The following is a 20,761-nucleotide window of genomic DNA, read 5'->3' as shown; positions in this document are numbered from 1 at the left end:
CACCCCCCGGACTCCCGTTTGGAGGCATCACGTGGTCGACGCGGATCAGACGTTCGTCATCGTCGGAGGAGGTTTGGCCGGCGCGAAGGCGGCCGAGACGCTGCGGGCGGAGGGCTTCACCGGCCGCGTGATACTGATCTGCGACGAACGCGACCAGCCCTACGAGCGCCCCGCGCTCTCCAAGGGCTTCCTGCTCGGCAAGGAGTCCCGCGACAGCGTCTTCGTGCACGAGCCCGCCTGGTACGCGCGCAACGACATCGAACTGCACCTGGGCCAGAGCGTCGACGCGATCGACCGCACGGCGCGGACCGTCCGCTTCGGCGACGACGGCACCCTCGTCCACTACGACAAGCTGCTCCTGGCCACCGGCGCCGAGCCGCGCCGCCTCGACATCCCCGGCACCGACCTCGCGGGCGTCCACCATCTGCGCCGGCTCGCGCACGCCGAGCGCCTCAAGGGCGTCCTGGCCGCCCTGGGCCGGGACAACGGCCATCTGGTGATCGCCGGCGCCGGCTGGATCGGCCTGGAGGTCGCGGCCGCGGCCCGCGAGTACGGCGCCGAGGTCACCGTCATCGAGCCCGCCGCGACCCCGCTGCACGGCGTCCTCGGCCCCGAGCTGGGCAACGTCTTCGCGGAACTCCACCGCGAGCACGGCGTCCGCTTCCACTTCGGCGCGCAGCTCACCGAGATCGTCGGCCAGGACGGCATGGTCCTGGCCGCCCGCACCGACGACGGCGAGGAGCACCCGGCGCACGACGTCCTCGCCGCGATCGGCGCCGCCCCGCGCACCGCCCTCGCCGAGGCCGCCGGGCTCACCCTGGCCGAGCGCGCGCACGGCGGCGGCATCGCGGTCGACGAACGGCTGCGCACCTCCGACCCCGACATCCACGCCGCCGGTGACGTCGCCTCCTTCCCGCACGGCCTCTTCGACACCCGGCTGCGCGTGGAGCACTGGGCGAACGCGCTGAACGGCGGCCCGGCCGCGGCCCGCGCCATGCTCGGCAAGGACGTCACCTACGACCGCGTGCCCTACTTCTTCACCGACCAGTACGACCTGGGCATGGAGTACAGCGGCTGGGCCCCGCCGGGGTCGTACGACGAGGTCGTGATCCGCGGTGACGCGGGCAAGCGGGAGTTCATCGCGTTCTGGGTGAAGGAGGGCCGCGTCCTGGCCGGAATGAACGTCAACGTGTGGGACGTCACAGAGACCGTCCAGAAGCTGATCGCCTCGCGCACCCCGGTGAACACGGAGGAACTGGCGGATCCGCACGTTCCGCTCGAAAGCCTCGCAACCTGAGTGTCAGAGCATCCCCGGCCCCGGCTCCCGGGGGCAACCCCCGGACCCCCGGCCGAGGAGCGGTCGGCTCGCTCAGGAGTGTCGGCGCGGCCCCGTAGACTCACCTCGTGGCAGGACGGATCAACGACGAGGACGTGAAGGCGGTACGGGACGCGGTCCCGATCGACGCCGTGGTGTCCGAGTACCTCCAGCTACGCAACGCGGGCGGCGGCAACCTCAAGGGCCTGTGCCCCTTCCACGACGAGAAATCGCCGTCCTTCCAGGTCAGCCCCAGCAAGGGACTCTTCCACTGCTTCGGCTGCCAGGAGGGCGGCGACACCCTCACCTTCGTGATGAAGGTCGACCACCTCACCTTCTCCGAGGCCGTCGAGCGCCTCGCCGCCCAGGCCGGCATCACCCTGCGCTACGAGGAGGGCGGCTACAACCCCTCCCACCAGCGCGGCGAACGCATCCGCCTGGTCGAGGCCCACAAGATCGCCGCCGAGTGGTACGCGGAACAGCTCGCCGTCAGCCCCGAGGCCGACACCGGCCGGATCTTCCTCGCCGAACGCGGCTTCGACCAGGCCGCCGCCGTCCACTTCGGCGTCGGCTACAGCCCGCAAGGGTGGGACCACCTCACCCGCTTCCTGCGCGGCAAGGGCTTCACCGACAAGGAGATCCTGCTCTCCGGGCTCGCCCAGGAGGGCCGCCGCGGCCCCATCGACCGCTTCCGCGGCCGGCTGATGTGGCCCATCCGCGACATCGGCGGCGAGGTCGTCGGCTTCGGCGCCCGCAAGCTCTACGAGGCGGACAACGGCCCGAAGTACCTCAACACACCCGACACGGCGATCTACAAGAAGTCCCAGGTGCTGTACGGCATCGACCTGGCCAAGAAGGACATCGCCAAGGCCAGCCGCGCCGTCGTCGTCGAGGGCTACACCGACGTCATGGCCTGCCATCTCGCCGGGGTCACGACCGCCATCGCCACCTGCGGCACCGCGTTCGGCGGCGACCACATCAAGATCCTCCGCCGGCTGCTGATGGACAACGGCAGCGCCCGCGTGATCTTCACCTTCGACGGTGACGCGGCCGGCCAGAAGGCCGCCCTGCGCGCCTTCGAGGACGACCAGAAGTTCGCCGCCGAGACCTACATCGCCATCGCCCCCGACGGCATGGACCCCTGCGACCTGCGCCTCGCCAAGGGCGACGAGGCGGTCGCCGACCTGGTCGAACCCCGCACCCCGCTCTTCGAGTTCGCGCTGCGCCAGATCGTCGTCCGCTACGACCTCGACACCCCCGCGGGCCGCGCCGCCGCCCTGGACGAGGCGGCGCCCATCGTCGCCCGCATCAAGAACAGCGGCGCCCAGCACGAGGTCGCCGTGCAGCTCGCCGGCATGCTCGGCATCCTCGACACCCAGTTCGTCGTCAAGCGGGTCTCCCAGCTCGCCCGCTGGGCCCGCGACCGCGGCGGCAAGGGCCCGGCCGCCCCCGGCAACCGCGCGCCCCAGCCCTACGAGGCCGCGCCCCGCCCCGCCGGCGGCCCCGCCCTCACCCTGCGCAACCCCGTCTACGCCACCGAACGCGAACTCCTCAAGCTCGCCCTCCAGCGCCCCGAACTGGTCTCCCCGGCCTTCGACGCGTACGGCGTCGACGAGTTCACCGCCGCCCCCTACGCCGCCGTACGCCAGACCGTCCTGGACGCGGGCGGCGCCGAATGGGGCACCCAGGACGCCCAGGAGTATCTGGTCCGGGTCCGCGAGGCCGCCCCCGACGACACGGTCCGCGCCATGGTCACCGAACTCGCCGTCGAGCCGATCATGCGCCGCACCGTCGACGAGGTGTACGCCGGCACGGTCCTCGTCCAGGTCCGCCGCCGCGCCGTCGAACGCCGCGTCCGTGACGTCCAGTCCCAGCTCGCCCGGCTCGCCGCCGGCGGCGACCAGGCCCAACTGGCCGCCGTACAGAACGAACTGTGGATCCTCCAGCAGTACGACCAGGCCCTGCGCGAGCACGGAGCCGCCGCTCTCTGAGCGTGACGGGCCACCGGGGTCACCGGCCCGTCACGAGGCGGATGCAAAAAGTCACCGCACGCCCCTCGTGGCGGCGATGTGTCGTACCCCACACTGGGTTCCGGTGCCTGAGTCCTCGGAGCGCGGCCGATCCCTGACGGACGCGGCGTGGTCGCCGACTCCGCCCGAGTACCGCTGCTGCTCACCTCAGCAGCGATCATCCTGGAGGTCGCCCCGGTGCAGACCCAGACCCTGACCCAGACCGCCGGCACCGCCGAGCGCACGAGCGGCGCCGGCCCGGCCGACGGCGCGGAGCCCGACGCCGAGCCCGGCGTCCGGGTGGCGGCGGTGCCCCCGCAGGGCCGCGCCCCGCACCACCCGGAAGGGGACCCGGAGACCGGCCCCGACACGAGCGGCCCCGACACCGAGTTGGAGCCGCCCGCCCACCTGCCGGCGGAGGCCGCCGAGGACCCGGAGCCCGTGGAGGCGCGGCCCGCCCGCGCCACCGAGAACGGCAGCCCGTCCTCCGACCTGTTCCGCCAGTACCTGCGGGAGATCGGCCGGATCCCGCTGCTCACCGCGGCCGAGGAGGTCGAACTGGCCCGCCGGGTCGAGGCCGGCCTGTTCGCCGAGGAGAAGCTCGGCAGCACCCCCGACCTGGACAGCCAGCTCGCCGTCGACCTCGACCGCCTTGTGGTGCGGGGCCGGATGGCCAAGCGCCGCCTGATCGAGGCCAACCTGCGGCTCGTCGTCTCCGTCGCCAAGCGGTACGTCGGCCGCGGCCTGACCATGCTCGACCTGGTCCAGGAGGGCAACCTCGGGCTGATCCGCGCCGTCGAGAAGTTCGACTACGCCCGCGGCTACAAGTTCTCCACGTACGCCACCTGGTGGATCCGCCAGGCCATGTCCCGGGCGCTGGCCGACCAGGCCCGCACCATCCGCGTCCCGGTCCATGTCGTCGAGCTGATCAACCGTGTCGTCCGCGTCCAGCGCCGCATGCTCCAGGAACGCGGCTACGAACCGACCGCCGAGGAGGTCGCCGACCAGCTCGACCTGGCCCCGGAGCGCGTCGGCGAGGTGCTGCGGCTCGCCCAGGAACCGGTGTCCCTGCACGCCCCGGTGGGCGAGGAGGACGACGTGGCCCTCGGCGACCTCATCGAGGACGGCGACGCGGCGAGCCCCGTGGAGTCCGCCGCGTTCCTCCTCCTGAGGGAGCACCTGGAGGCCGTGCTCTCCACCCTCGGCGAGCGCGAGCGCAAGGTCGTCCAGCTCCGGTACGGGCTGGTCGACGGGCGCGCGCGCACGCTGGAGGAGATCGGGCGCATCTTCGGTGTGACGCGGGAGCGGATCCGGCAGATCGAGTCCAAGACGCTCAATAAGCTTCGCGATCATGCGTTTGCGGATCAGCTTCGGGGCTATCTGGATTGACGCCGTCTGCGGGCAGTGGGGGCTGATCGCGCAGTTCCCCGCGCCCCTTGAGGGCGTTGAGCTGCACGTACCTCAGGGGCGCGGGGAACTGCGCGACCGGCCATCCACCGGCCCGCGGTCAGTCCACTTCGGCCACCGCCTGGGCGAACTGGGCCTGGTACAGGCGCGCATACGCCCCGCCCGCCGCGAGCAGCTCCCCGTGCGCGCCCTGTTCCACGATCGAACCGTTCTCCATCACCAGGATCGTGTCCGCGTCCCGGATCGTGGAGAGCCGGTGGGCGATGACGAACGACGTGCGGCCGTGCGCGAGTTTCGCCATCGCCTTCTGGATCAGCACCTCCGTACGGGTGTCGACCGAGCTGGTCGCCTCGTCCAGGACCAGGATCACCGGGTCGGACAGGAACGCCCGCGCGATGGTGATGAGCTGCTTCTCACCGGCGCTGACCCCGCTGCCCTCGTCGTCGATCACGGTGTCGTAGCCGTCGGGCAGGGTACGAATGAACCGGTCGGCGTGGGCCGCCCGCGCCGCCTCCTCGATCTCGTCCCGGCTCACCTCGCGCGCCGCGCCGTACGCGATGTTCTCCGCGATGGTGCCGCCGAACAGCCAGGTGTCCTGGAGCACCATGCCGATCCCGGCCCGCAGGTCGTCCCGGGTCATCGACGCGATGTCCACGCCGTCGAGGGTGATCCGGCCGCCGGACACGTCGTAGAACCGCATCAGCAGGTTGACCAGGGTGGTCTTGCCGGCGCCCGTGGGGCCGACGATCGCCACCGTGTGGCCCGGTTCCACGGCCAGCGACAGGCTCTCGATCAGCGGCTTGTCGGGGTCGTAGCGGAAGGACACGTCCTCCAGCGCCACCCGCCCGCGCAGTTCGGCGGGGCGCTGTGCCGGGACCGGGTCGGCCTGCTGCTCCTCCGCGTCCAGCAGTTCGAAGATCCGCTCCGCCGAGGCGACGCCGGACTGCACCAGGTTCGCCATCGACGCGACCTGCGTCAGCGGCATGGAGAACTGGCGGGAGTACTGGATGAACGCCTGCACGTCACCGATGGACAGCGAGCCGGACGCGACCCGCAAACCGCCGACGACCGCCACCAGCACGTAGTTGATGTTCGACACGAACATCATCAGCGGCTGCATCACGCCGCTGTTGAACTGCGCCCGGAACCCGGCCTCGTACAGCGCGTCGTTCTGCTCGGCGAACTGCCGCGCCGACTCGTCCTGGCGGCCGAACACCTTCACCAGGGTGTGCCCGGTGTACATCTCCTCGATGTGGGCGTTGAGCTTGCCGGTGGAGCGCCACTGCTGCACGAAGTGCGGCTGCGACCGCTTGCCGACCCGGGTGGCGACGACCGCCGACAGCGGCACGGTCACCAGCGCGACCAGCGCGAGCAGCCAGGACACCCAGAACATCATCGCCAGCACGCCGATCACGGTGAGCAGCGAGTTGATGAGCTGACCCAGCGACTGCTGGAGGGTCTGCCCGATGTTGTCGATGTCGTTGGTCGCCCGGGACAGCACCTCGCCGCGCTGGCGCTTGTCGAAGTACGACAGCGGCAGCCGCGACAGTTTCGTCTGCACGTCCTCGCGCATCCGGAACATGGTGCGGTTGACGGCCCGGTTGACCAGCCGCGTCGCGACGGCCATGAGCAGACCGGCGACGAGGAACACCCCGAGCGCGAACAGCAGGACCTCGCCGACCTGGCCGAAGTCGATGCCCCGGCCGGGGGTGAAGTCGGTGCTCCTGAGCATGTCGGCGACCTTGCCGTCACCGCTCTCGCGCATCGAGTCGAGGACCTGCTCCTTGCTGGCGCCGGCCGGCATCTCGCGGCCGACGATCCCGGCGAAGACCAGGTCGGTGGCCTTGCCGAGGATCTTCGGCCCGATCACGTTCAGGCCGACGCTGAGCACGACGCAGACCAGCATCGCGTAGAGGGTGAGCCGTTCCGGCTTGAACTGGGCGAGCAGCCTCCTGCCGGACACCTTGAAGTCCAGCGAGCGGCTGTCGGGGCCGGTGCCGGCCATCATGCGCCCCATGGGCCCGGCCATCAGGCGGCCTCCGCTTCCGTGAGCTGGGAGAGCACGATCTCCCGGTAGGTCTCGTTGCCGGCCATCAGTTCGTGATGGGTGCCGGTGCCGACGACCCGGCCCTCGTCGAGGACGACGATCCGGTCGGCGTCGCGGATGGTCGCCACCCGCTGGGCGACGATCACCACGGTGGCCTCGGCGGTCTCCCGGCCGAGCGCCGCGCGCAGGGCCGCGTCGGTGGCGTAGTCGAGGGCGGAGAAGGAGTCGTCGAAGAGGTAGATCTCCGGCCGCTGCACCAGGGTGCGGGCGATCGCGAGCCGCTGCCGCTGACCGCCGGAGACATTGGTGCCGCCCTGGGCGATGGGGGAGTCGAGGCCGTTCTCGAGGCCGCTCACGAACTCCCTGGCCTGTGCCACCTCCAGCGCCTGCCACAGCTCCTCGTCGGTGGCGTCCGGGTTGCCGTAGCGCAGGTTGGTGGCGACGGTGCCGGCGAACAGGTACGGCTTCTGCGGGACGAGTCCGACGGTCCTGGCCAGGACCACGGGGTCGATGTCGGCGACGGCGACCCCGTCGACGAGGACCTCGCCGTCGGTGGCGTCGAAGAGCCGCGGGACCAGGCCGAGCAGGGTGGACTTGCCGCTGCCGGTGGAGCCGATGACGGCGGTCGTCTCACCGGGCCGCGCCACCAGGTCGACGGTCTTGAGGACGGGCTCCTCGGCACCCGGGTAGCGGAACCCGGCGCCCCGGATCTCCAGATGCCCGTGCCGGCGCAGCTCGCGCACCGCGGCCACCGGCGGGACCACCGAGGACTCGGTCTCCAGCACCTCCTGGACGCGCTCGGCGCACACCTCCGCGCGCGGCACCATCATGAACATGAAGGTGGCCATCATCACGGACATCACGATCTGCATCAGATAGGCGAGGAACGCGGTCAGATCGCCGATCTGCATCCCTCCGCTGTCGATGCGGTGGGCGCCGAACCAGACCACGGCGATCGAGGACACGTTCACCGTGGTCATGACCACCGGGAACATGAAGGCCAGCAGGTTGCCGGTCTTCAGGGAGATGTCGGTCAGATCCCTGTTGGCCTCGCGGAACCGCTCCTCCTCGTAGCCGTCGCGGACGAAGGCGCGGATCACCCGGTTGCCGGTGATCTGCTCGCGCAGCACCCGGTTCACGGTGTCCAGCCGCACCTGCATCGACCGGAACAGCGGCCGCAGCCGACGCACGATCAGCGTCACGCAGATGCCGAGCACCGGGACCACGGCGACCAGCACCGCCGACAGCGGCACGTCCAGGCCGAGCGCCATGACGATGCCGCCCACGCACATGATGGGCGCCGACACCATCAGGGTGAACGTCATCAGGGCCAGCATCTGGACCTGCTGCACGTCGTTGGTGGTCCGCGTGATCAGCGAGGGCGCGCCGAAGTGCCCGACCTCCCGGGCCGAGAAGGACTGCACCCGGTCGAAGACGGCCGCGCGGATGTCCCGGCCGAGCGCGGAGGCGGTTCTCGCCCCGTAGTACACGGCGCCGATGTTGCACACGACCTGCGCCAGCGAGATGGCGATCATCAGACCGCCGAAGGACAGGATGTAACCGGTGTCCCCCTCGACGACACCCTCGTCGATGATGTGCGCGTTCAGCGTGGGCAGGTACAGGGAGGCGCAGGTCTGCAGGAACTGGAGCAGCACCAGCAGGGCGATGGGTTTCTGGTAGGGCCTGAGATAGGTCCGCAGTAGTCGTATGAGCACGCAACGTCTCTCGGAGTCGGCGGGGAGGGGCGGGCGAGGGACATTGGTTGCCCCTGGCCCCTATCGTGGAACACTCCCCCCGCGTTACCTCAACCGATTAATCCGAGAGCGGTGCGCCGACCGTCGGTTTTCCTGCCGGACCGCTCCGGTTTCCTGCCGGACCGCTCCGGTTTCCTGCCGGACCGCTCCGGTTTCCTGCCGGACCGCTCCGGTTTCCTGCCGGACCGCTCCGGTTTCCTGCCGGAACGCACCGGTCTACTGCCGGAACGTGCCGGTCTACTGCCTGAACGCGCCGGGGTGGGTCTGCTCCCGCACCGACACGTACTGCTGACGCACGGCCTGCCCCACGGCCAGCTCCTCGCCCGGATCGAACACCTGAGCGGCCGGTCCCTGCCAGAGCGGCGGGGTCCGCGGGTCCAGCGTGCCCTGCTTCGCCCCGAGCGCCCACGCGGCCTGCCGCGCCGCCCCGATCGCCGCGTAGTCGGCGGGCTGCGGTACGACGATCTGCGCGCCGAACAGCGGAGGCGCCGCCGCCTGCACGGCCGGCAGCTCCGCCGCCGCGCCCAGCAGGAACACCCGCCGTACGTCCACCCCGCGCCCGCGCAGTACGTCCAGCGCGTCCGCGAGCCCGCACAGCATGCCCTCGAACGCGGCCCGCGCGAAGTGCTCGGGCTTCATGGACTCGCGCCGCAGGCCCATCAGGGTGCCGGCGGTGTGCGGCAGGTTCGGCGTCCGCTCGCCCTCCAGATAGGGGAGCAGGACCAGCCCGTGCGAGCCCGGCGTCGACTTCATCGCCAGCTCGGAGAGGGTCTCCAGATCGGGCGCGCCGAGCAGCTCGGCGGCGCCGCGCAGGGTCCGTACCGCGTTGAGGGTGGTGACGACGGGCAGATGCATGCCCGTCGCGTCCGCCAGCGAGGTGATCATGCCGCTCTGGTCCACGAGCGCCTCGCGGTGCACGGCCATCACCGAGCCGGAGGCGCCCAGGGACACCACCGCGTCCCCGAGGCCGATGCCGAGACCGAACGCGGCGGCCATGGTCTCGCCGGTGCCCGCCGAGATCAGCAGCCCCTCCGGGGTCGTACCGGCCGCGTCGGAGGGGCCGATCACCTCCGGCAGCAGGGCCTGGTGACCGAGCGCCAGCTCCACGAGGTCGGGACGGTAGCCGCCGGTGGCGGCGGACCAGTAGCCGGTGCCCGAGGCGCCGCCCCGGTCGGTGGTTCTGCGGACCGGCCGCCCGAGGAGCTGCCAGACCAGCCAGTCGTGCGCCTGGAGCAGGACGGCGGTGCGCAGCGCGGCCTCGGGTTCGTTCTTCGCGAGCCAGCGCAGCTTGGTCACCGGCTGCGCGGCCTGCGGCACACAGCCGACGGCCTGCGCCCATGCCTCGCGGCCGCCGAGCGCGTCGATCAGATCGGCGGCCGCGACCTGCGCCCGCTTGTCCCCGCCGACCATCGCGGGCCGCACGGTGGTGCCCTGCGCGTCGAGCGGCACGAGCGCGTTCTGCTGCGAGGAGACCCCGATGGCCTGGACGCCTTCGAGCAGCCCCCCGCCGGCGGCCTCACCGAGGGACAGCAGCCAGGCCTGCGGATCGACGTCGCTCGGCCGTGCCCCACCCGCCGGACCGTCGATCGGATGCGGTGCGTAGCCCTGCCTGAGCACGGCGCCGGAGTCGGCGTCGCAGACGACGATACGAGTGAAATCGGGCGAACTGTCCAACCCGGCGACTATCCCCATGGCCAAAATTCTGCCGCACGGCACGGGGTGAACGTGCCGGGCGGTGAGCCAGGCGGGTGGCGTCAGGTGTTGCTGGTGCCCCAGTCGTCCCCGCCGCCGTCGTGCGAGCTGCGCTCCCGGAGCGACCGCACCCGGCCCGCGACCGCCTCCGGCATCCGCTCGCCGACCTTGACACTCACCGTGTGATACGCCACTCCGGCGTAGTGCCGGCCCTGCTGGGCGGCCGTCTCGGCGGTGTTGCGCACGGCGGGGTTCTGCGCGACCTGGCGCGCGGACTTCTTCAACTGCTCGTAACGCTCCCGCCCGGCCCGCGTGCCCAGTACATAACCCACGGCGAGTCCGACGACGAACGTGAGCCGGTAGCGCATGACAGCCACCCTCTCCCTTGTGTAGGTCCCTGGCACGGTCAGCGGCGCCGGGGGGAACCGATTGGCGGAGCACCCCCCTGCTTGCGCTAATGTATGTGTCGCAGCGAGCGAGCGCCCCCTGGCGAATACCCAGGTAGGTACGTTCGATGCAACGAGGCATTCCTCCGTAGCTCAATTGGCAGAGCAGCCGGCTGTTAACCGGCAGGTTACTGGTTCGAGTCCAGTCGGGGGAGCTCGGTCCTCCGTAGCTCAATTGGCAGAGCAGCCGGCTGTTAACCGGCAGGTTACTGGTTCGAGTCCAGTCGGGGGAGCATCGTGAACGAGGACCCCTAGAGGGTCCTTTTTCATGTGGTGTCACGCCCCCGCCGGCACGTCCCCCGCCGACGTCACCCCGACAGGGAACCGCGCAGGCCGCAGCGCAGTCTCCATGGTCATGCAGGGCCGACCAGCCGGAGCGTGAGATCGTATGAGCGGCTATGCTGCGGCAGACGGCGCGCACACATGTACGCGACACGCCGCTATGGGGCGGTAGCTCAGCCGGTTAGAGCAGCGGACTCATAATCCGTCGGCCGTGGGTTCGAGTCCCACCCGCCCCACTCTTCGCTACGCGAGCAGAATGCTTTCCACCTGCGGCACAGCATCAGGCCCCTTCCTGCGGAGGGGCCTTCGTCGTCTTGAGAAGGCTGAGGGCATGACAAGCCTCGACCATCCCCGACTCTCCGGGCTGGGGCGGAATCCGGCGGCCCCTCAGGACGTCCTGGTGCGCCTGGCCGCGCACAAGGCCGGGCGGCACGGGATGGCGTTGCGGCGCGGGCGGTTGGAGGACGTCGTGGTCGAGGCGCTGCTGACGCACGGCGGTGGCGACAGCGCGGTGGGCCTGCACGGGGACCGGATCTCCCCGGAGATGCGCCGGAGGATCACCGGGCATCCCGATCCGGCGATCCGGGACGCGTTCCCGGACTTCGTCCGCGGCACGGTGGAGCGCGAGGTGTCGATCGGCATCGACGCGCTGGAGGAGGCGTACGGCCGGCCCCGGACGGCACTCGTCGGCGCACCGAGTCCGAGCCTGCGGGCCGCGGTCGCCCGCGCCTGGTACGACCGCCCTCTCGCGGTACAGGCGGAACTGCTCGCCGACCCGGACCCGAAGGTCCGTGCGACGGCCACGGAGCATGAGCAGCCGGGTGTCCCGCCCGAGTGGAGGGACCGTTGCCTGGCCGACCCCGCCGTGCGCGTCAACGTGGCGCGGCATGTGCCGTTCACGGCGGAGCAGTTCGGGCAGCTCGTCCGGAGCGGGGACCTGGAGGTCCAGCGGGCCGTCGCCGAGAACCCGCACCTGCCGACGGAGACGGTCGCCCATCTCCTGCACGTCGACGACCCGCACGTACGGGTCGGGGTGGCGCGGAGTCGCCATGTGGACGGAGAGACCCGGGACCGCCTGTACGCCCTGGTTGAAGCCGAACGCGCGGCCGGGGACATCGAGGCCGAGATTGCCCTGACCTGGAACTCCCCCGGCCCGACCTGGCTGCGCGACGTGCCCCTTGCCGAGCGGCTGACCTACCTGGACTGCCCGCACACGGAATTCCGGCGTGTCCTGGCCTCCTGCCGTGACCTGCCCGAAGTGGCGTGGCGCCGCCTGGACGACGACCCCGAACTCGCGGTCCGCCGCGCCGCCGCCCGCCGTCCTGACACCCCACCACAGGTCCTGGAGCGTCTGGTACGCGCCCACGGCGACGTGTTCCACATCCGCCCCCTGCACGTGGACCACCCCAACTTCCCCCGCCACCTCCTGCGCACCTTCACCGACGAACCGACCCCGAACGCCCGCTACCTCGCCCTCCAGGACCCGGAACTCCCGGTCCCGGACCTCCGCCGACTGGCCACCGCCGCGGAGCCCTTCATACGCCGAGGAGTCGCACGCCACCCCAACATCACGGCCACCCTGCTGGAAGACCTGCTCTCGGACCCGGACCCCCAGGTCACGGACGAGGCCGCGGCCAACACCACGCTGCCACCGCCCCGTATGTATCGGATCCTCGCTGCGGCGGGCTTGTGACCCCTTGAGGGGCTCAGAGTTCCGGAGCGAGAAGCGTCAGCCGCAGCAGCGCGGCGGCGGCCAGGTACGCGATGACGACCAGATACGCCGTGCCGAGATGACCGACGGTCAGGACGAGCCTGCACACCAGGAGCCGAACCCGGCCTGGGCACGGTCCGGACAGGTGGACGGAGGTGCCGAAGTGTTCACCCGGGTGCTTCCTTCGCTTGATCCACGTTCTGGTCGAAGCCCCAGGGTGCCATTCACGCTTCGAAGCCGAGACCCCCCGCGTTACCTCAACAGAACTCAATTCTCCGGGAGCACCCCCTTGGCAACCCACCGCCTGACCGAACTCCCCGTCGACGTGCTGAAGGTGATCGAGGAAGCCGTGGGTCCCGTGGTCGGCGTCGAGATGGTGGGGGCCGGGCACAACAGTGAGATCGCTGCCCGGCTGCGTCTGGGCAGCGGAGGCTCCGTCTTCGTCAAGGGGCTCAGTCAGGACCATCCGCGCGTCTGGACTCAGCGGCGTGAGGCAGACGTCAATCACGCGACCTGTGGACTTGCCCCCGCTCTGCTTCGGCATATCCGGCGAGGTGGGTGGGACCTCTTGGTCTTCGAGGACCTCGGGGGACGGCACGCCGACTACGCGCCGGGATCCCCGGACATCGCACTCGTGCTGCGGGCCATGCGGAGTCTCGCCTCCGCCGTGGCGCCTCCGGACGTCGAGATCAAGACCATGTCGCAGCGCATGAGCAGCTACGTCACTGACCCTGACGACATGCGGTTCTTCGAGGGGCGGGCCCTGCTGCACACCGACTGGAAACCGGACAACGTCCTCGTCGCCGACGGGCGTGCCCGGCTCGTGGACTGGGCGTGGGCCTCCAGTGGGGCGCCCTGGATCGACCCCGCGTTGTGGGTGGTCTGGCTCATCGTCTCTGGGCACAGTGCCGGGGAGGCCGAGAGCCTGGCGGCGCTGCACCCCGCCTGGAACAGCACACCGGCGCACCACATCGACGCCTTCGCTCGCGCCCAGGAGCGGCTGTGGGAATCTATCGCGCGGAGCGACAGGCCCCACGAGTGGACGCATCAGGTGCATGCTGCGGCGGTGGTCTGGGTGGGGCATCGGTCCGCTTGACGTACACGTCACCCTCGGGAGTCTTGGACCATGACCCGCACCACCCCACCCCGCCCCCTCGACGTGGAAGCGGTCTTCCCGGAGCTCGGTGTCTTGCGTCGGGGCGCCACTCGGCTGCATCCGCGGCGCGGGGTTCCGACGGTGCGGGACAGTTCCGTCGGTGGACCGTTGCTGTGGCCCGACGGTGAGCCCTGGCCGGTCTGCGCGATTCCGCACAAGCGCGGCAGTGGCTACCGCTACTCCGATGTGGTGCGGGAGCGGGAGATCCTTGAGCGGGCCTGGCGGCGTGATCCGCGGTTCGGGCCGAATGCCGAGGAGGTCGATGAACTCGCCGGGTTCAGGCGTGGGCGGCATGCCCCGCATCTTGCCGACACGGACCCGGTTCCCATGATCGCCGTGGCCCAGTTGTACCGGCGTGACGTCCCCGGCCTGCCCGATATAGGGGAGGGGGACCTGCTCCAGGTGTTCTGGTGCGGTTTCGAGCGGCACGGGGACAGCCGTCACGACCTCCATGTGGAGTTGCGTTGGCGTCACTCCGAAGACGTCACTTCGCCGTTGGCGGAGCAGCCCGCTCCTCAAGTCGTGGGGCGGCGGGAACTCGTCCCCGCTCCCTGCGTGCTGCATCCCGAGGAGATCGTCGAGCACCCGGACCTCATGGCCCTCGCCCCCTCGCTGCGGGACCGTATCGACGTATGGGAAGGCCCGGAGGACGACGGAGGGCCTCAGTACCTCTCGGACGCGTCCACGGCTCCCGGCTGGAAGGTCGGCGGCCACATCGCCTGGCCGCTCACGGGACCGCGGCCGCTGCCCTGTTCCGTCTGCGGCGCGGAACTCGGTCCGCTCCTGACGGTCGACCACACCGAATGGGACCCCAGTACGAGGAGTTGGATCCCCTATGAGGACCGGGGGGAGGCGGACAGCATGGGGGCCAATGTCCCTACCGCGGTCTCACCGGGGCGCGGCCGGCTGACCATCGCCGCGTGCCCCCGCGACCCGCACCACCCCCTCGGCCTTGTCGGCCAGTAGCAGAGGATCAGTTCCGGAGATCGATCATGCGTACGGGCTGGCCGGTCGTGCGGGCGATCGTCTCGAAGTCGCGGTCGTGGTGGAGCAGTGTCAGCCCCGCCTCTTCCGCGGCAGCGGCCACCAGAAGGTCGACGGGGCCCGCGCTGCGGTGTTCGCCCTTGGCGGTGAGCAACTCCTGGACGACGCGTGCGCGTCGGAAGACGCCGTCGGGCATGGGGCACCAGGTGTAGTGAGCGTCGAGCGCGTGCTTCACGCGTTCCCGGTCCGCCGCCGAGCGCGCGGAGTAGAGGACTTCCAGTTCGGTGATGTCGCACAGGGCGACGAGTCCCGCGCCGATTCTGTCGTCCCACTCGGCCGTGGTCCGGCCGAGGAGAACGCGGGCGAGGGCGGAGGTGTCGATCAGGTAGTCGGCGACGGTCACTCGTCGGCTCCCGCGTCGCGGACGTCGCCCGGCTCGCCGACGGGACGGTACTTGCCCTTGTCGAGAAGCAGGCTGATGTCCAGGGCGCCTTCGGCGGTCAGTTCGCGCGCTTGCTCCAGGGCGCGCAGTCGCCGGTAGCGGGCCGTGACCTCCCGCAGGGCGGTGTTGATGGTGTCGCGCTTGGTCGTGGTGCCGAGCTCCTTGGCGGCGGCTTCCAGGGCCTCGTCGTCGAGATCGATCACGGTGCGGCTCATCCCGCCCCCTTATATACAGAGTCTTATATCAAGATACATGGCTCGGTATGTATTGGGTGCGAAGGCCGTCACTCGGCGTTCGTGCAGATGATTTCGTCCCGCGGCGTGTAGTGCGTGTGGAAGGGCTCTCGCTTTACTTCCTTGCCGTTCTGGTGGAAGACGCGGTCCACCTCGACGTCGAAGCCCTCCAGGGGGGTTTGCGGGACGCAGCGAGGGTCGTTGTTGACCATGTGGGCCGGCTGGTGGATGTTCGTGCGGGGGCCCGTCACCGAGGTGATCGCGTCGTACTTCTTCGTGCCCAGGAAGTTGATCGTCACCGAGTGGTCCGTGGACTCGGCCTGGATGTAGAGGGTGTGGCCCAGGTCGTTGGTGAAGCGGAGGTCGAGGCTGCCCCAGGCGACCGTCGCCTCGCGGCCCTCGGGGTAGCGCTCGATGTAGAAGGAGTGGGCGCCGTGTTCGACGGGCTTGACGCCGGCGAAGAACATCGCGTTGTAGACGGTCGTGGCGACCGCGGAGACGCCGCCGCCCGGGGCCTTCGTGAACTGGTCGTCGAGGATCATGATGCCCTCGACGAAACCGTTGCTCTCGGTGCGCTGGCCGACGGTGCGGTTGAAGCTCCAGGTCTCGCCCGGGGCGACGACGGAGCCGTTGATGAGTTCCACGGCCCGGCCGATGTTCTTCGTGCGGTACGGGGCCGGTTCGAAGTTGACCGTGAAGGAGGAGAGTTTTTCCTTCACGCCCAGGCGGGCGGCGTTCGCCCCGGTCAGCTTCGGCTCGGTGCGGATCGCCGCCACCTCGCCGGTGCGGGCCGCCGTGCCCGTCTTGGTGAGCAGGGGGAGGACCGCCTTGCCCAGGGCCTTGTCGGTGATGCGGATGCCGGTGCGGCCGTTGTCCGTGACCACGGCGCGGTCGCCGTTCAGGGCGAATGTGGCGTTCGCGGGTGTCGTCGTGACGCCGGCCAGGGCGCGTTGTACCGCGGGGGCGGAGTACAAACCCTTGGCGTCCAGGTGCGGGGTCAGGCTGCCGGAGGCGTCCGGGCGCAGGGTCAGGTGTGCGGCGAGGTCGGCGGGGGCGATCGTGATGCGTCTGCCCTCCGTGGTGAGGGTGACGGGAGCGGACACGGCCGGCTGCGCGATGTCGCGTATCGCCCGGCGTACCTCCTGCGCGTTCACCTTCGGCTCGGTCTCGTGGACCGGCAGGGCCGTCACCGCGTTCGCCGTGTCGCGCAGGAACGCGCTCCGGAGCGTGTCCACCGCCGCGTCCACGTCCAAGGCCGCCCCGCGCTGCGGCGTGACCTGCTGGATCTTGGTGCCGGAGAAGGAGACGGCGCCGTCCCGGACCTTCTGGTCGAGGGTCTTCGCCAGCTTGCCGAGCGTCGTGCGCGCCTTGTCCTCGTCCACGTCCACGACCGGCTCGACGGCCCCGCCGCCGCCCGAGCTGAACAGGCCGCCGATCACGCTGACCGGGTCGGAGGCCGTGCGTGACGCACGGTCCACGGTCCGCTCGGCGTCGTAGCTGATCCCCGCCTGCCGCGCGTCGACGGTTCCGCTGCGGTCGCCGACCGTCACGGACAGTTCCCGCGGGGCCGCCGCCGTCAGGCGTGCGTCCAGCTTGTGGACGGCCTCCGTACGGCTGAGGCCCCCGATGTCCACCCCGCGCACCGTCGTGCCCGCCTCGATGTCACCGCCCGTGAGCAGCAGCCCGGCCAGATACACACCTCCGACGCCGACGGTCAGCGCACCGCCCACGAGGGCGAGGGGCGGCACGGAGGCTATTCGGGGGCGGGGGCGCATGGATCTCCAAGAACGGACGGAGCAGAGGGGACTGCGGACGGATTAGCAGCGGCCCAATGTACCCATTCGTCGATATAGGTGCATATGTCATGCGACACCTTGTGGGTCGGCTCACATCGGTCAGAAGCGCAGCGGCACCACCGACGGCAGCTCCGGGTACACATGGCGCCACTGGCCCGTCACGCAGTCCACGACCTTCGTCTCGTCCTCGGCGGAGGCCGCGAAGTCGGCGAGGTTGCGCTCCCTGGTCGTCACGTGCACGCCCTGGCGTCTCACGCAGGCGCTGACCGCCGCCCTCAGCGGGCGGGCCATGACCTGGGTGTGGGCCTCCACGAAGGCCGGTTCGACCATCGACAGATGCGCGAGGTTGCAGGTCTGGACGGCCTCGTTGTAAGTGGTCGGGTCGCCGCTGGGCGTGATGTCGTAGATCAGCGTGAGGCCGTCCGCCGGGCTGCGGACCGGGGCGCCCACCGGGTATCCGGCGTCCCGTACGCAGGAGACGAACCGGTTCACCGCCGTACGGTATTCCGCGGCCGTGACCTTTCCGTCGCCCAGGGCCCATTCCTGGCCGGGGAGCGGTATGTCGCCGGAGTGCTCCCGGCCGCCGTCGCCGGCCGGGGCACAGCCCACGGCGACGGCGGCCAGGATCCCCGCGACGGCGATCGTCGCTCGGCGCACGGGTCAGGACCTGGTGACGTTGCAGGAGTCGCATCCCCAGTGCAGGCCGTAGCGGTCGGCCACCGGGTTGGTCGTGTCGGTGGCGTACGCGCGGCTGCTGGTGCCGTACACGCGGGGCGTCCAGTAGCCGTTGTTGCGCTCCAGGGCGGAGCTCAGCCGGCCCGCGCAGTCGCCCGACGCCTTCACGGTCAGCGCCCAGTTGTAGCTTCCGGTCCAGCCGCTGGAGACCCGGTTGGTGCCACAACTGCGCGACACCTCACGGTTGTTGCCCAGGGCATGGGCGTCGGTCGCGGCGATCACCGGCGCGACGACCATCATCGCCGTCACGGCGGCGGCCGCGGCGGACCTCCGCGGGGAGAAGGAGAATCTGCCTGCCATCGTCCTCACGCTTCCTTCCATGAAAGGGAGTTGTGCGTTCGGAGGGAACGCTACGGACGCCGTTCGCGTCGGCGTACCTATTGCGTGTTCAGGCAAAGGCGGCGCAACCGGGCCTGATGCGTGCCCGGTTCACGCGCCGTGCACCAGTTCCGTACCCAGGCGGGTGCGGGTGTGCAGGACGGACGCGCCCAGCCGTTCCGTCGCCACCAGGCCCGCCCGGCGCAGCGCGGCCGCGTGCCGGCTGGCCGTCGACGCGGAGACGCACAGCCGGCCGGCCAACGCGGTGGTGCTGTGGCCCGTGTCCAGGAAGCGCAGCGCGGCCGCGCGGGTCGGGCCGATCAGCTCCTCCAGGCCCTGTCCGACGCCCCGTTCCGCCGACGACGTCCGCGGGATCCACAGCGCGGTGCGCGCGACCGGATAGATCAGCACCGGTGGCAGTTCGGGGTCGGCGAAGCCGATCGGGTGGTTGTGGCAGAAGAAGCTGGGGACCAGGTAGAGGCCGCGCCCGGCGAGCCGGACGTTCCGGGCCACCGGGTAGCTGACCTCCAGCACGGGAGGGCGCCAACGCAGGCCGGGACAGAGGTCGTTGAGCATGGCCTCGCTGCCCTGCTCCAGGAGTACCGCGGCCCGGCGGGCCATGTCACGGCGGGCCCAGGCGAGCGGACCGGGGGCGTACGGGGCGAGCGCGACGGCGTGATAGCGGCGCAGGGCCGCGCCGAGCCGGTGCAGCGCGGGAGGCCGCCCGGCTCCGATGCCGTCGAGCCGCCCCGACGGACAGGACCGCGCCTCCAGCAGCCGGTCGATCTCGGCGCGCAGCCGGCGTCTCGCCGTGGACAGCACCCCGTCGATCCCGGTCTCCAGGGCCGTGGTGTGTCCGGGCGGGGTCAGGAAGTCGGGAAAGTAGGAGCTGATGGGCGCGATCGCCGTGAGCAGCCGGATGTCCGGGCCGAGCCCGGCGTCGGCCAGCGCCCGGCAGGCGGTCCGCCGCCACGGCGCGAAGAACGGGTCGGGACTGGCGAGTTGATGAAGACTCAGGACGGTCTCCCACATGACGTCCGGCTGTGTGGCCAGACGTAAGCGGCCGAGATCGGCACTGCTGAAGTGGATGCGAAGCACGGGTCCCCCTCCGGTCGCACGGCAGAGCTGAAGGCTCTGCGACTCCATGAGAAGCGAGCGGAGTAAACGTCCCCTAGGCGATTCCTTGCCGTCGTCGGCCGGGTGTCGCTGCATAGGGTGGAGCCCATGTCCACCACGACACCCGGTCAGACACCGTCCGTTGACACCGAGGAGCTGCTCGCCGACCCCTACGCGGTGTACGCGCGGCTGCGGGAGGCGGGGCCCGTCCACCGCTTCACCGGGACGGACGGTCTCCCCGCCTGGCTGGTCACCCGCTACGACGACGTGCGCCACGCCCTCGCCGATCCGCGGCTCTCCCTCGACAAGAGCCGTGCGAAACCCGGAGGTTACCGCGGACTCGCGCTGCCCCCGGCGCTCGACGCCAACCTGCTGAACATGGACCCGCCGGACCACACCCGCATCCGCCGGCTGGTGGTGAAGGCGTTCACCCCGCGCCGGATCGCCGCACTGCGCGAGCCCGTCCGCAGGACCGCGCACACGCTCCTCGACGCCGTCGAACCGCTGGGCCGCGCCGACCTGATCGCCGCGTACGCCGCCCCGCTGCCGATCACCGTCATCTGCGAACTGCTGGGCGTGGCCGAGGCCGACCGGCCGGACTTCCGGAACTGGACCGACGCCATCGTGATCCCCGACCCCGCCCGGCCGGAGCGGGCCAAGGACGCCGTCCGCGCGCTGATCGGCTTCCTCGCCCGTCTCCTCGCCGCCAAGCGGGCCGACCCCGCCGACGATCTGCTCTCCGACCTGGTCGCCGTACGCGACGACGAGGACCGGCTCAGCGAGGACGAGTTGATGTCGCTGGCCTTCCTCATCCTGTTCGCCGGGTACGAGAACACCGTCCACCTGATCGCGAACGCCACCCTCGCCCTGCTCACCCACCCCGGCCAACTGGCCGAGATCCGCGCCGAACCCGGGCGGCTCGGCGACGCGGTGTGGGAACTCGCCCGCTACGACGGTCCCGTCCCGCTCGCCATCCGGCGCTTCCCCGTCGAGGACGTCACCATCGGCGGGGTCACCGTCCCGGCCGGGGAGACCGTGCTGCTGTCGCTGGCCGCCGCGCACCGGGACCCGCGCCGGTTCGCCGACCCCGACACGCTCGACCTCGGCCGCGACGTCACCGGCCATCTCGCGCTCGGGCACGGCATCCACTACTGCCTCGGTGCGCCGCTCGCCCGGCTGGAGGCCGAGATCGCCTTGTCCGTCCTTCTGGAACGCTTCCCCCGGCTGGCGCTCGACGGATCACCGGACGAGGTGGAGTGGCGGCCTTCGATGCGGTCGCGGGGGCTGCGGGCGCTGCCAGTGCAGTTCTAGCCCCCGC

General features: G+C 70.9%; 17 protein-coding genes and 3 tRNA genes. 10 read left to right on the top strand and 10 right to left on the bottom strand.

The genetic code is table 11. From position 1 onward, the window contains the following. Positions 1 to 31 precede the first annotated feature (31 nt). The 3 genes from AFM16_RS12975 (at position 32) to AFM16_RS12965 (ending at position 4,713) form a co-directional block, all read left to right on the top strand. Entirely contained in the window at positions 32 to 1,297 is a 1,266-nt protein-coding gene (locus tag AFM16_RS12975) for an NAD(P)/FAD-dependent oxidoreductase (RefSeq protein ID WP_078633399.1), read from the top strand. Between the two features lie 107 nt (positions 1,298 to 1,404). After that, positions 1,405 to 3,306, top strand: coding sequence for a DNA primase (dnaG, locus tag AFM16_RS12970; RefSeq protein WP_030796252.1), 1,902 nt, complete (start codon positions 1,405 to 1,407; stop codon positions 3,304 to 3,306). A 147-nt stretch (positions 3,307 to 3,453) separates the two neighbouring features. Then, complete coding sequence (locus tag AFM16_RS12965; protein ID WP_078633398.1) at positions 3,454 to 4,713, top strand: RNA polymerase sigma factor; 1,260 nt, start codon at positions 3,454 to 3,456, stop codon at positions 4,711 to 4,713. A 118-nt stretch (positions 4,714 to 4,831) separates the two neighbouring features. Here the strand turns inward: AFM16_RS12965 and AFM16_RS12960 are convergent, their stop codons facing one another. From AFM16_RS12960 to AFM16_RS12945, 4 genes are all read right to left on the bottom strand, one after another. Beyond that, positions 4,832 to 6,760, bottom strand: coding sequence for an ABC transporter ATP-binding protein (locus AFM16_RS12960; RefSeq protein ID WP_078633397.1), 1,929 nt, complete (start codon positions 6,758 to 6,760; stop codon positions 4,832 to 4,834). Then, the gene (locus AFM16_RS12955; protein ID WP_078633396.1) at positions 6,760 to 8,493 is read right to left on the bottom strand and encodes an ABC transporter ATP-binding protein; all 1,734 of its coding nucleotides are present in this window, start codon (positions 8,491 to 8,493) and stop codon (positions 6,760 to 6,762) included. Before AFM16_RS12955 ends, AFM16_RS12960 begins: the two co-directional genes overlap by 1 nt. Before the next feature lie 276 nt (positions 8,494 to 8,769). Further along, positions 8,770 to 10,224, bottom strand: a complete 1,455-nt coding sequence (locus tag AFM16_RS12950; RefSeq protein WP_078633395.1) for an FGGY family carbohydrate kinase — start codon at positions 10,222 to 10,224, stop codon at positions 8,770 to 8,772. Positions 10,225 to 10,286: 62 nt separating this feature from the next. Then, a complete protein-coding gene (locus AFM16_RS12945) occupies positions 10,287 to 10,592 on the bottom strand; it encodes a hypothetical protein (protein ID WP_030796240.1) in 306 nt (101 codons plus the stop codon). Positions 10,593 to 10,752: 160 nt separating this feature from the next. On the opposite strand from AFM16_RS12945, the gene AFM16_RS12940 reads away from it, so the two are divergent. From AFM16_RS12940 to AFM16_RS12915, 6 genes are all read left to right on the top strand, one after another. Beyond that, a tRNA-Asn gene (locus tag AFM16_RS12940) sits at positions 10,753 to 10,825 on the top strand. Positions 10,826 to 10,830: 5 nt separating this feature from the next. Then, positions 10,831 to 10,903, top strand: a tRNA-Asn gene (locus AFM16_RS12935). Between the two features lie 211 nt (positions 10,904 to 11,114). Continuing rightward, a tRNA-Ile gene (locus AFM16_RS12930) sits at positions 11,115 to 11,188 on the top strand. A 95-nt stretch (positions 11,189 to 11,283) separates the two neighbouring features. After that, positions 11,284 to 12,645, top strand: coding sequence for a hypothetical protein (locus AFM16_RS12925; protein WP_209313221.1), 1,362 nt, complete (start codon positions 11,284 to 11,286; stop codon positions 12,643 to 12,645). 307 nt (positions 12,646 to 12,952) lie between these two features. Then, a complete protein-coding gene (locus AFM16_RS12920; RefSeq protein ID WP_078633394.1) occupies positions 12,953 to 13,759 on the top strand; it encodes a hypothetical protein in 807 nt (268 codons plus the stop codon). A gap of 30 nt (positions 13,760 to 13,789) precedes the next feature. Further along, positions 13,790 to 14,785, top strand: coding sequence for a hypothetical protein (locus AFM16_RS12915; RefSeq protein WP_078633393.1), 996 nt, complete (start codon positions 13,790 to 13,792; stop codon positions 14,783 to 14,785). A 7-nt stretch (positions 14,786 to 14,792) separates the two neighbouring features. On the opposite strand, the gene AFM16_RS12910 is transcribed toward AFM16_RS12915, so the two are convergent. The 6 genes from AFM16_RS12910 to AFM16_RS12885 form a co-directional block, all read right to left on the bottom strand. Beyond that, entirely contained in the window at positions 14,793 to 15,206 is a 414-nt protein-coding gene (locus AFM16_RS12910) for a PIN domain nuclease (protein ID WP_078633392.1), read from the bottom strand. Beyond that, a complete protein-coding gene (locus AFM16_RS12905) occupies positions 15,203 to 15,460 on the bottom strand; it encodes a type II toxin-antitoxin system VapB family antitoxin (RefSeq protein ID WP_030796230.1) in 258 nt (85 codons plus the stop codon). Before AFM16_RS12905 ends, AFM16_RS12910 begins: the two co-directional genes overlap by 4 nt. 68 nt (positions 15,461 to 15,528) lie before the next feature. Then, positions 15,529 to 17,253 carry a VanW family protein gene (locus AFM16_RS12900; RefSeq protein WP_078633391.1) on the bottom strand — a complete coding sequence of 575 codons (1,725 nt, stop codon included), beginning with the start codon at positions 17,251 to 17,253 and terminating at the stop codon, positions 15,529 to 15,531. A 120-nt stretch (positions 17,254 to 17,373) separates the two neighbouring features. Further along, a complete protein-coding gene (locus AFM16_RS12895; protein WP_078633390.1) occupies positions 17,374 to 17,931 on the bottom strand; it encodes a hypothetical protein in 558 nt (185 codons plus the stop codon). Positions 17,932 to 17,934: 3 nt separating this feature from the next. Next, complete coding sequence (locus tag AFM16_RS12890; RefSeq protein WP_030796224.1) at positions 17,935 to 18,309, bottom strand: hypothetical protein; 375 nt, start codon at positions 18,307 to 18,309, stop codon at positions 17,935 to 17,937. 129 nt (positions 18,310 to 18,438) lie between these two features. Then, positions 18,439 to 19,425, bottom strand: coding sequence for an ArsR/SmtB family transcription factor (locus AFM16_RS12885; protein WP_167797182.1), 987 nt, complete (start codon positions 19,423 to 19,425; stop codon positions 18,439 to 18,441). A 126-nt stretch (positions 19,426 to 19,551) separates the two neighbouring features. Between AFM16_RS12885 and AFM16_RS12880 the strand changes: the two genes are divergently transcribed. After that, positions 19,552 to 20,754, top strand: a complete 1,203-nt coding sequence (locus AFM16_RS12880) for a cytochrome P450 family protein (RefSeq protein ID WP_078633388.1) — start codon at positions 19,552 to 19,554, stop codon at positions 20,752 to 20,754. The last annotated feature ends 7 nt before the right edge of the window (positions 20,755 to 20,761 follow it).

Origin of the sequence: Streptomyces antibioticus, from assembly GCF_002019855.1 — a bacterium.
Classification (GTDB): Bacteria; Actinomycetota; Actinomycetes; order Streptomycetales; family Streptomycetaceae; genus Streptomyces; species Streptomyces antibioticus_B.
This window is presented reverse-complemented; position numbering and strand designations above follow the sequence as displayed.

What these genes read in the sequence shown, in the direction of transcription:
- AFM16_RS12905 (WP_030796230.1), bottom strand. Translation starts at nt 15,460, where the DNA reads ATGAGCCGCACCGTGATCGATCTCGACGACGAGGCCCTGGAAGCCGCC.
- AFM16_RS12900 (WP_078633391.1), bottom strand. Translation starts at nt 17,253, where the DNA reads ATGCGCCCCCGCCCCCGAATAGCCTCCGTGCCGCCCCTCGCCCTCGTG.
- AFM16_RS12950 (WP_078633395.1), bottom strand. Translation starts at nt 10,224, where the DNA reads ATGGGGATAGTCGCCGGGTTGGACAGTTCGCCCGATTTCACTCGTATC.
- AFM16_RS12880 (WP_078633388.1), top strand. Translation starts at nt 19,552, where the DNA reads ATGTCCACCACGACACCCGGTCAGACACCGTCCGTTGACACCGAGGAG.
- AFM16_RS12915 (WP_078633393.1), top strand. Translation starts at nt 13,790, where the DNA reads ATGACCCGCACCACCCCACCCCGCCCCCTCGACGTGGAAGCGGTCTTC.
- AFM16_RS12890 (WP_030796224.1), bottom strand. Translation starts at nt 18,309, where the DNA reads ATGGCAGGCAGATTCTCCTTCTCCCCGCGGAGGTCCGCCGCGGCCGCC.
- AFM16_RS12960 (WP_078633397.1), bottom strand. Translation starts at nt 6,760, where the DNA reads ATGGCCGGGCCCATGGGGCGCATGATGGCCGGCACCGGCCCCGACAGC.
- AFM16_RS12945 (WP_030796240.1), bottom strand. Translation starts at nt 10,592, where the DNA reads ATGCGCTACCGGCTCACGTTCGTCGTCGGACTCGCCGTGGGTTATGTA.
- AFM16_RS12925 (WP_209313221.1), top strand. Translation starts at nt 11,284, where the DNA reads ATGACAAGCCTCGACCATCCCCGACTCTCCGGGCTGGGGCGGAATCCG.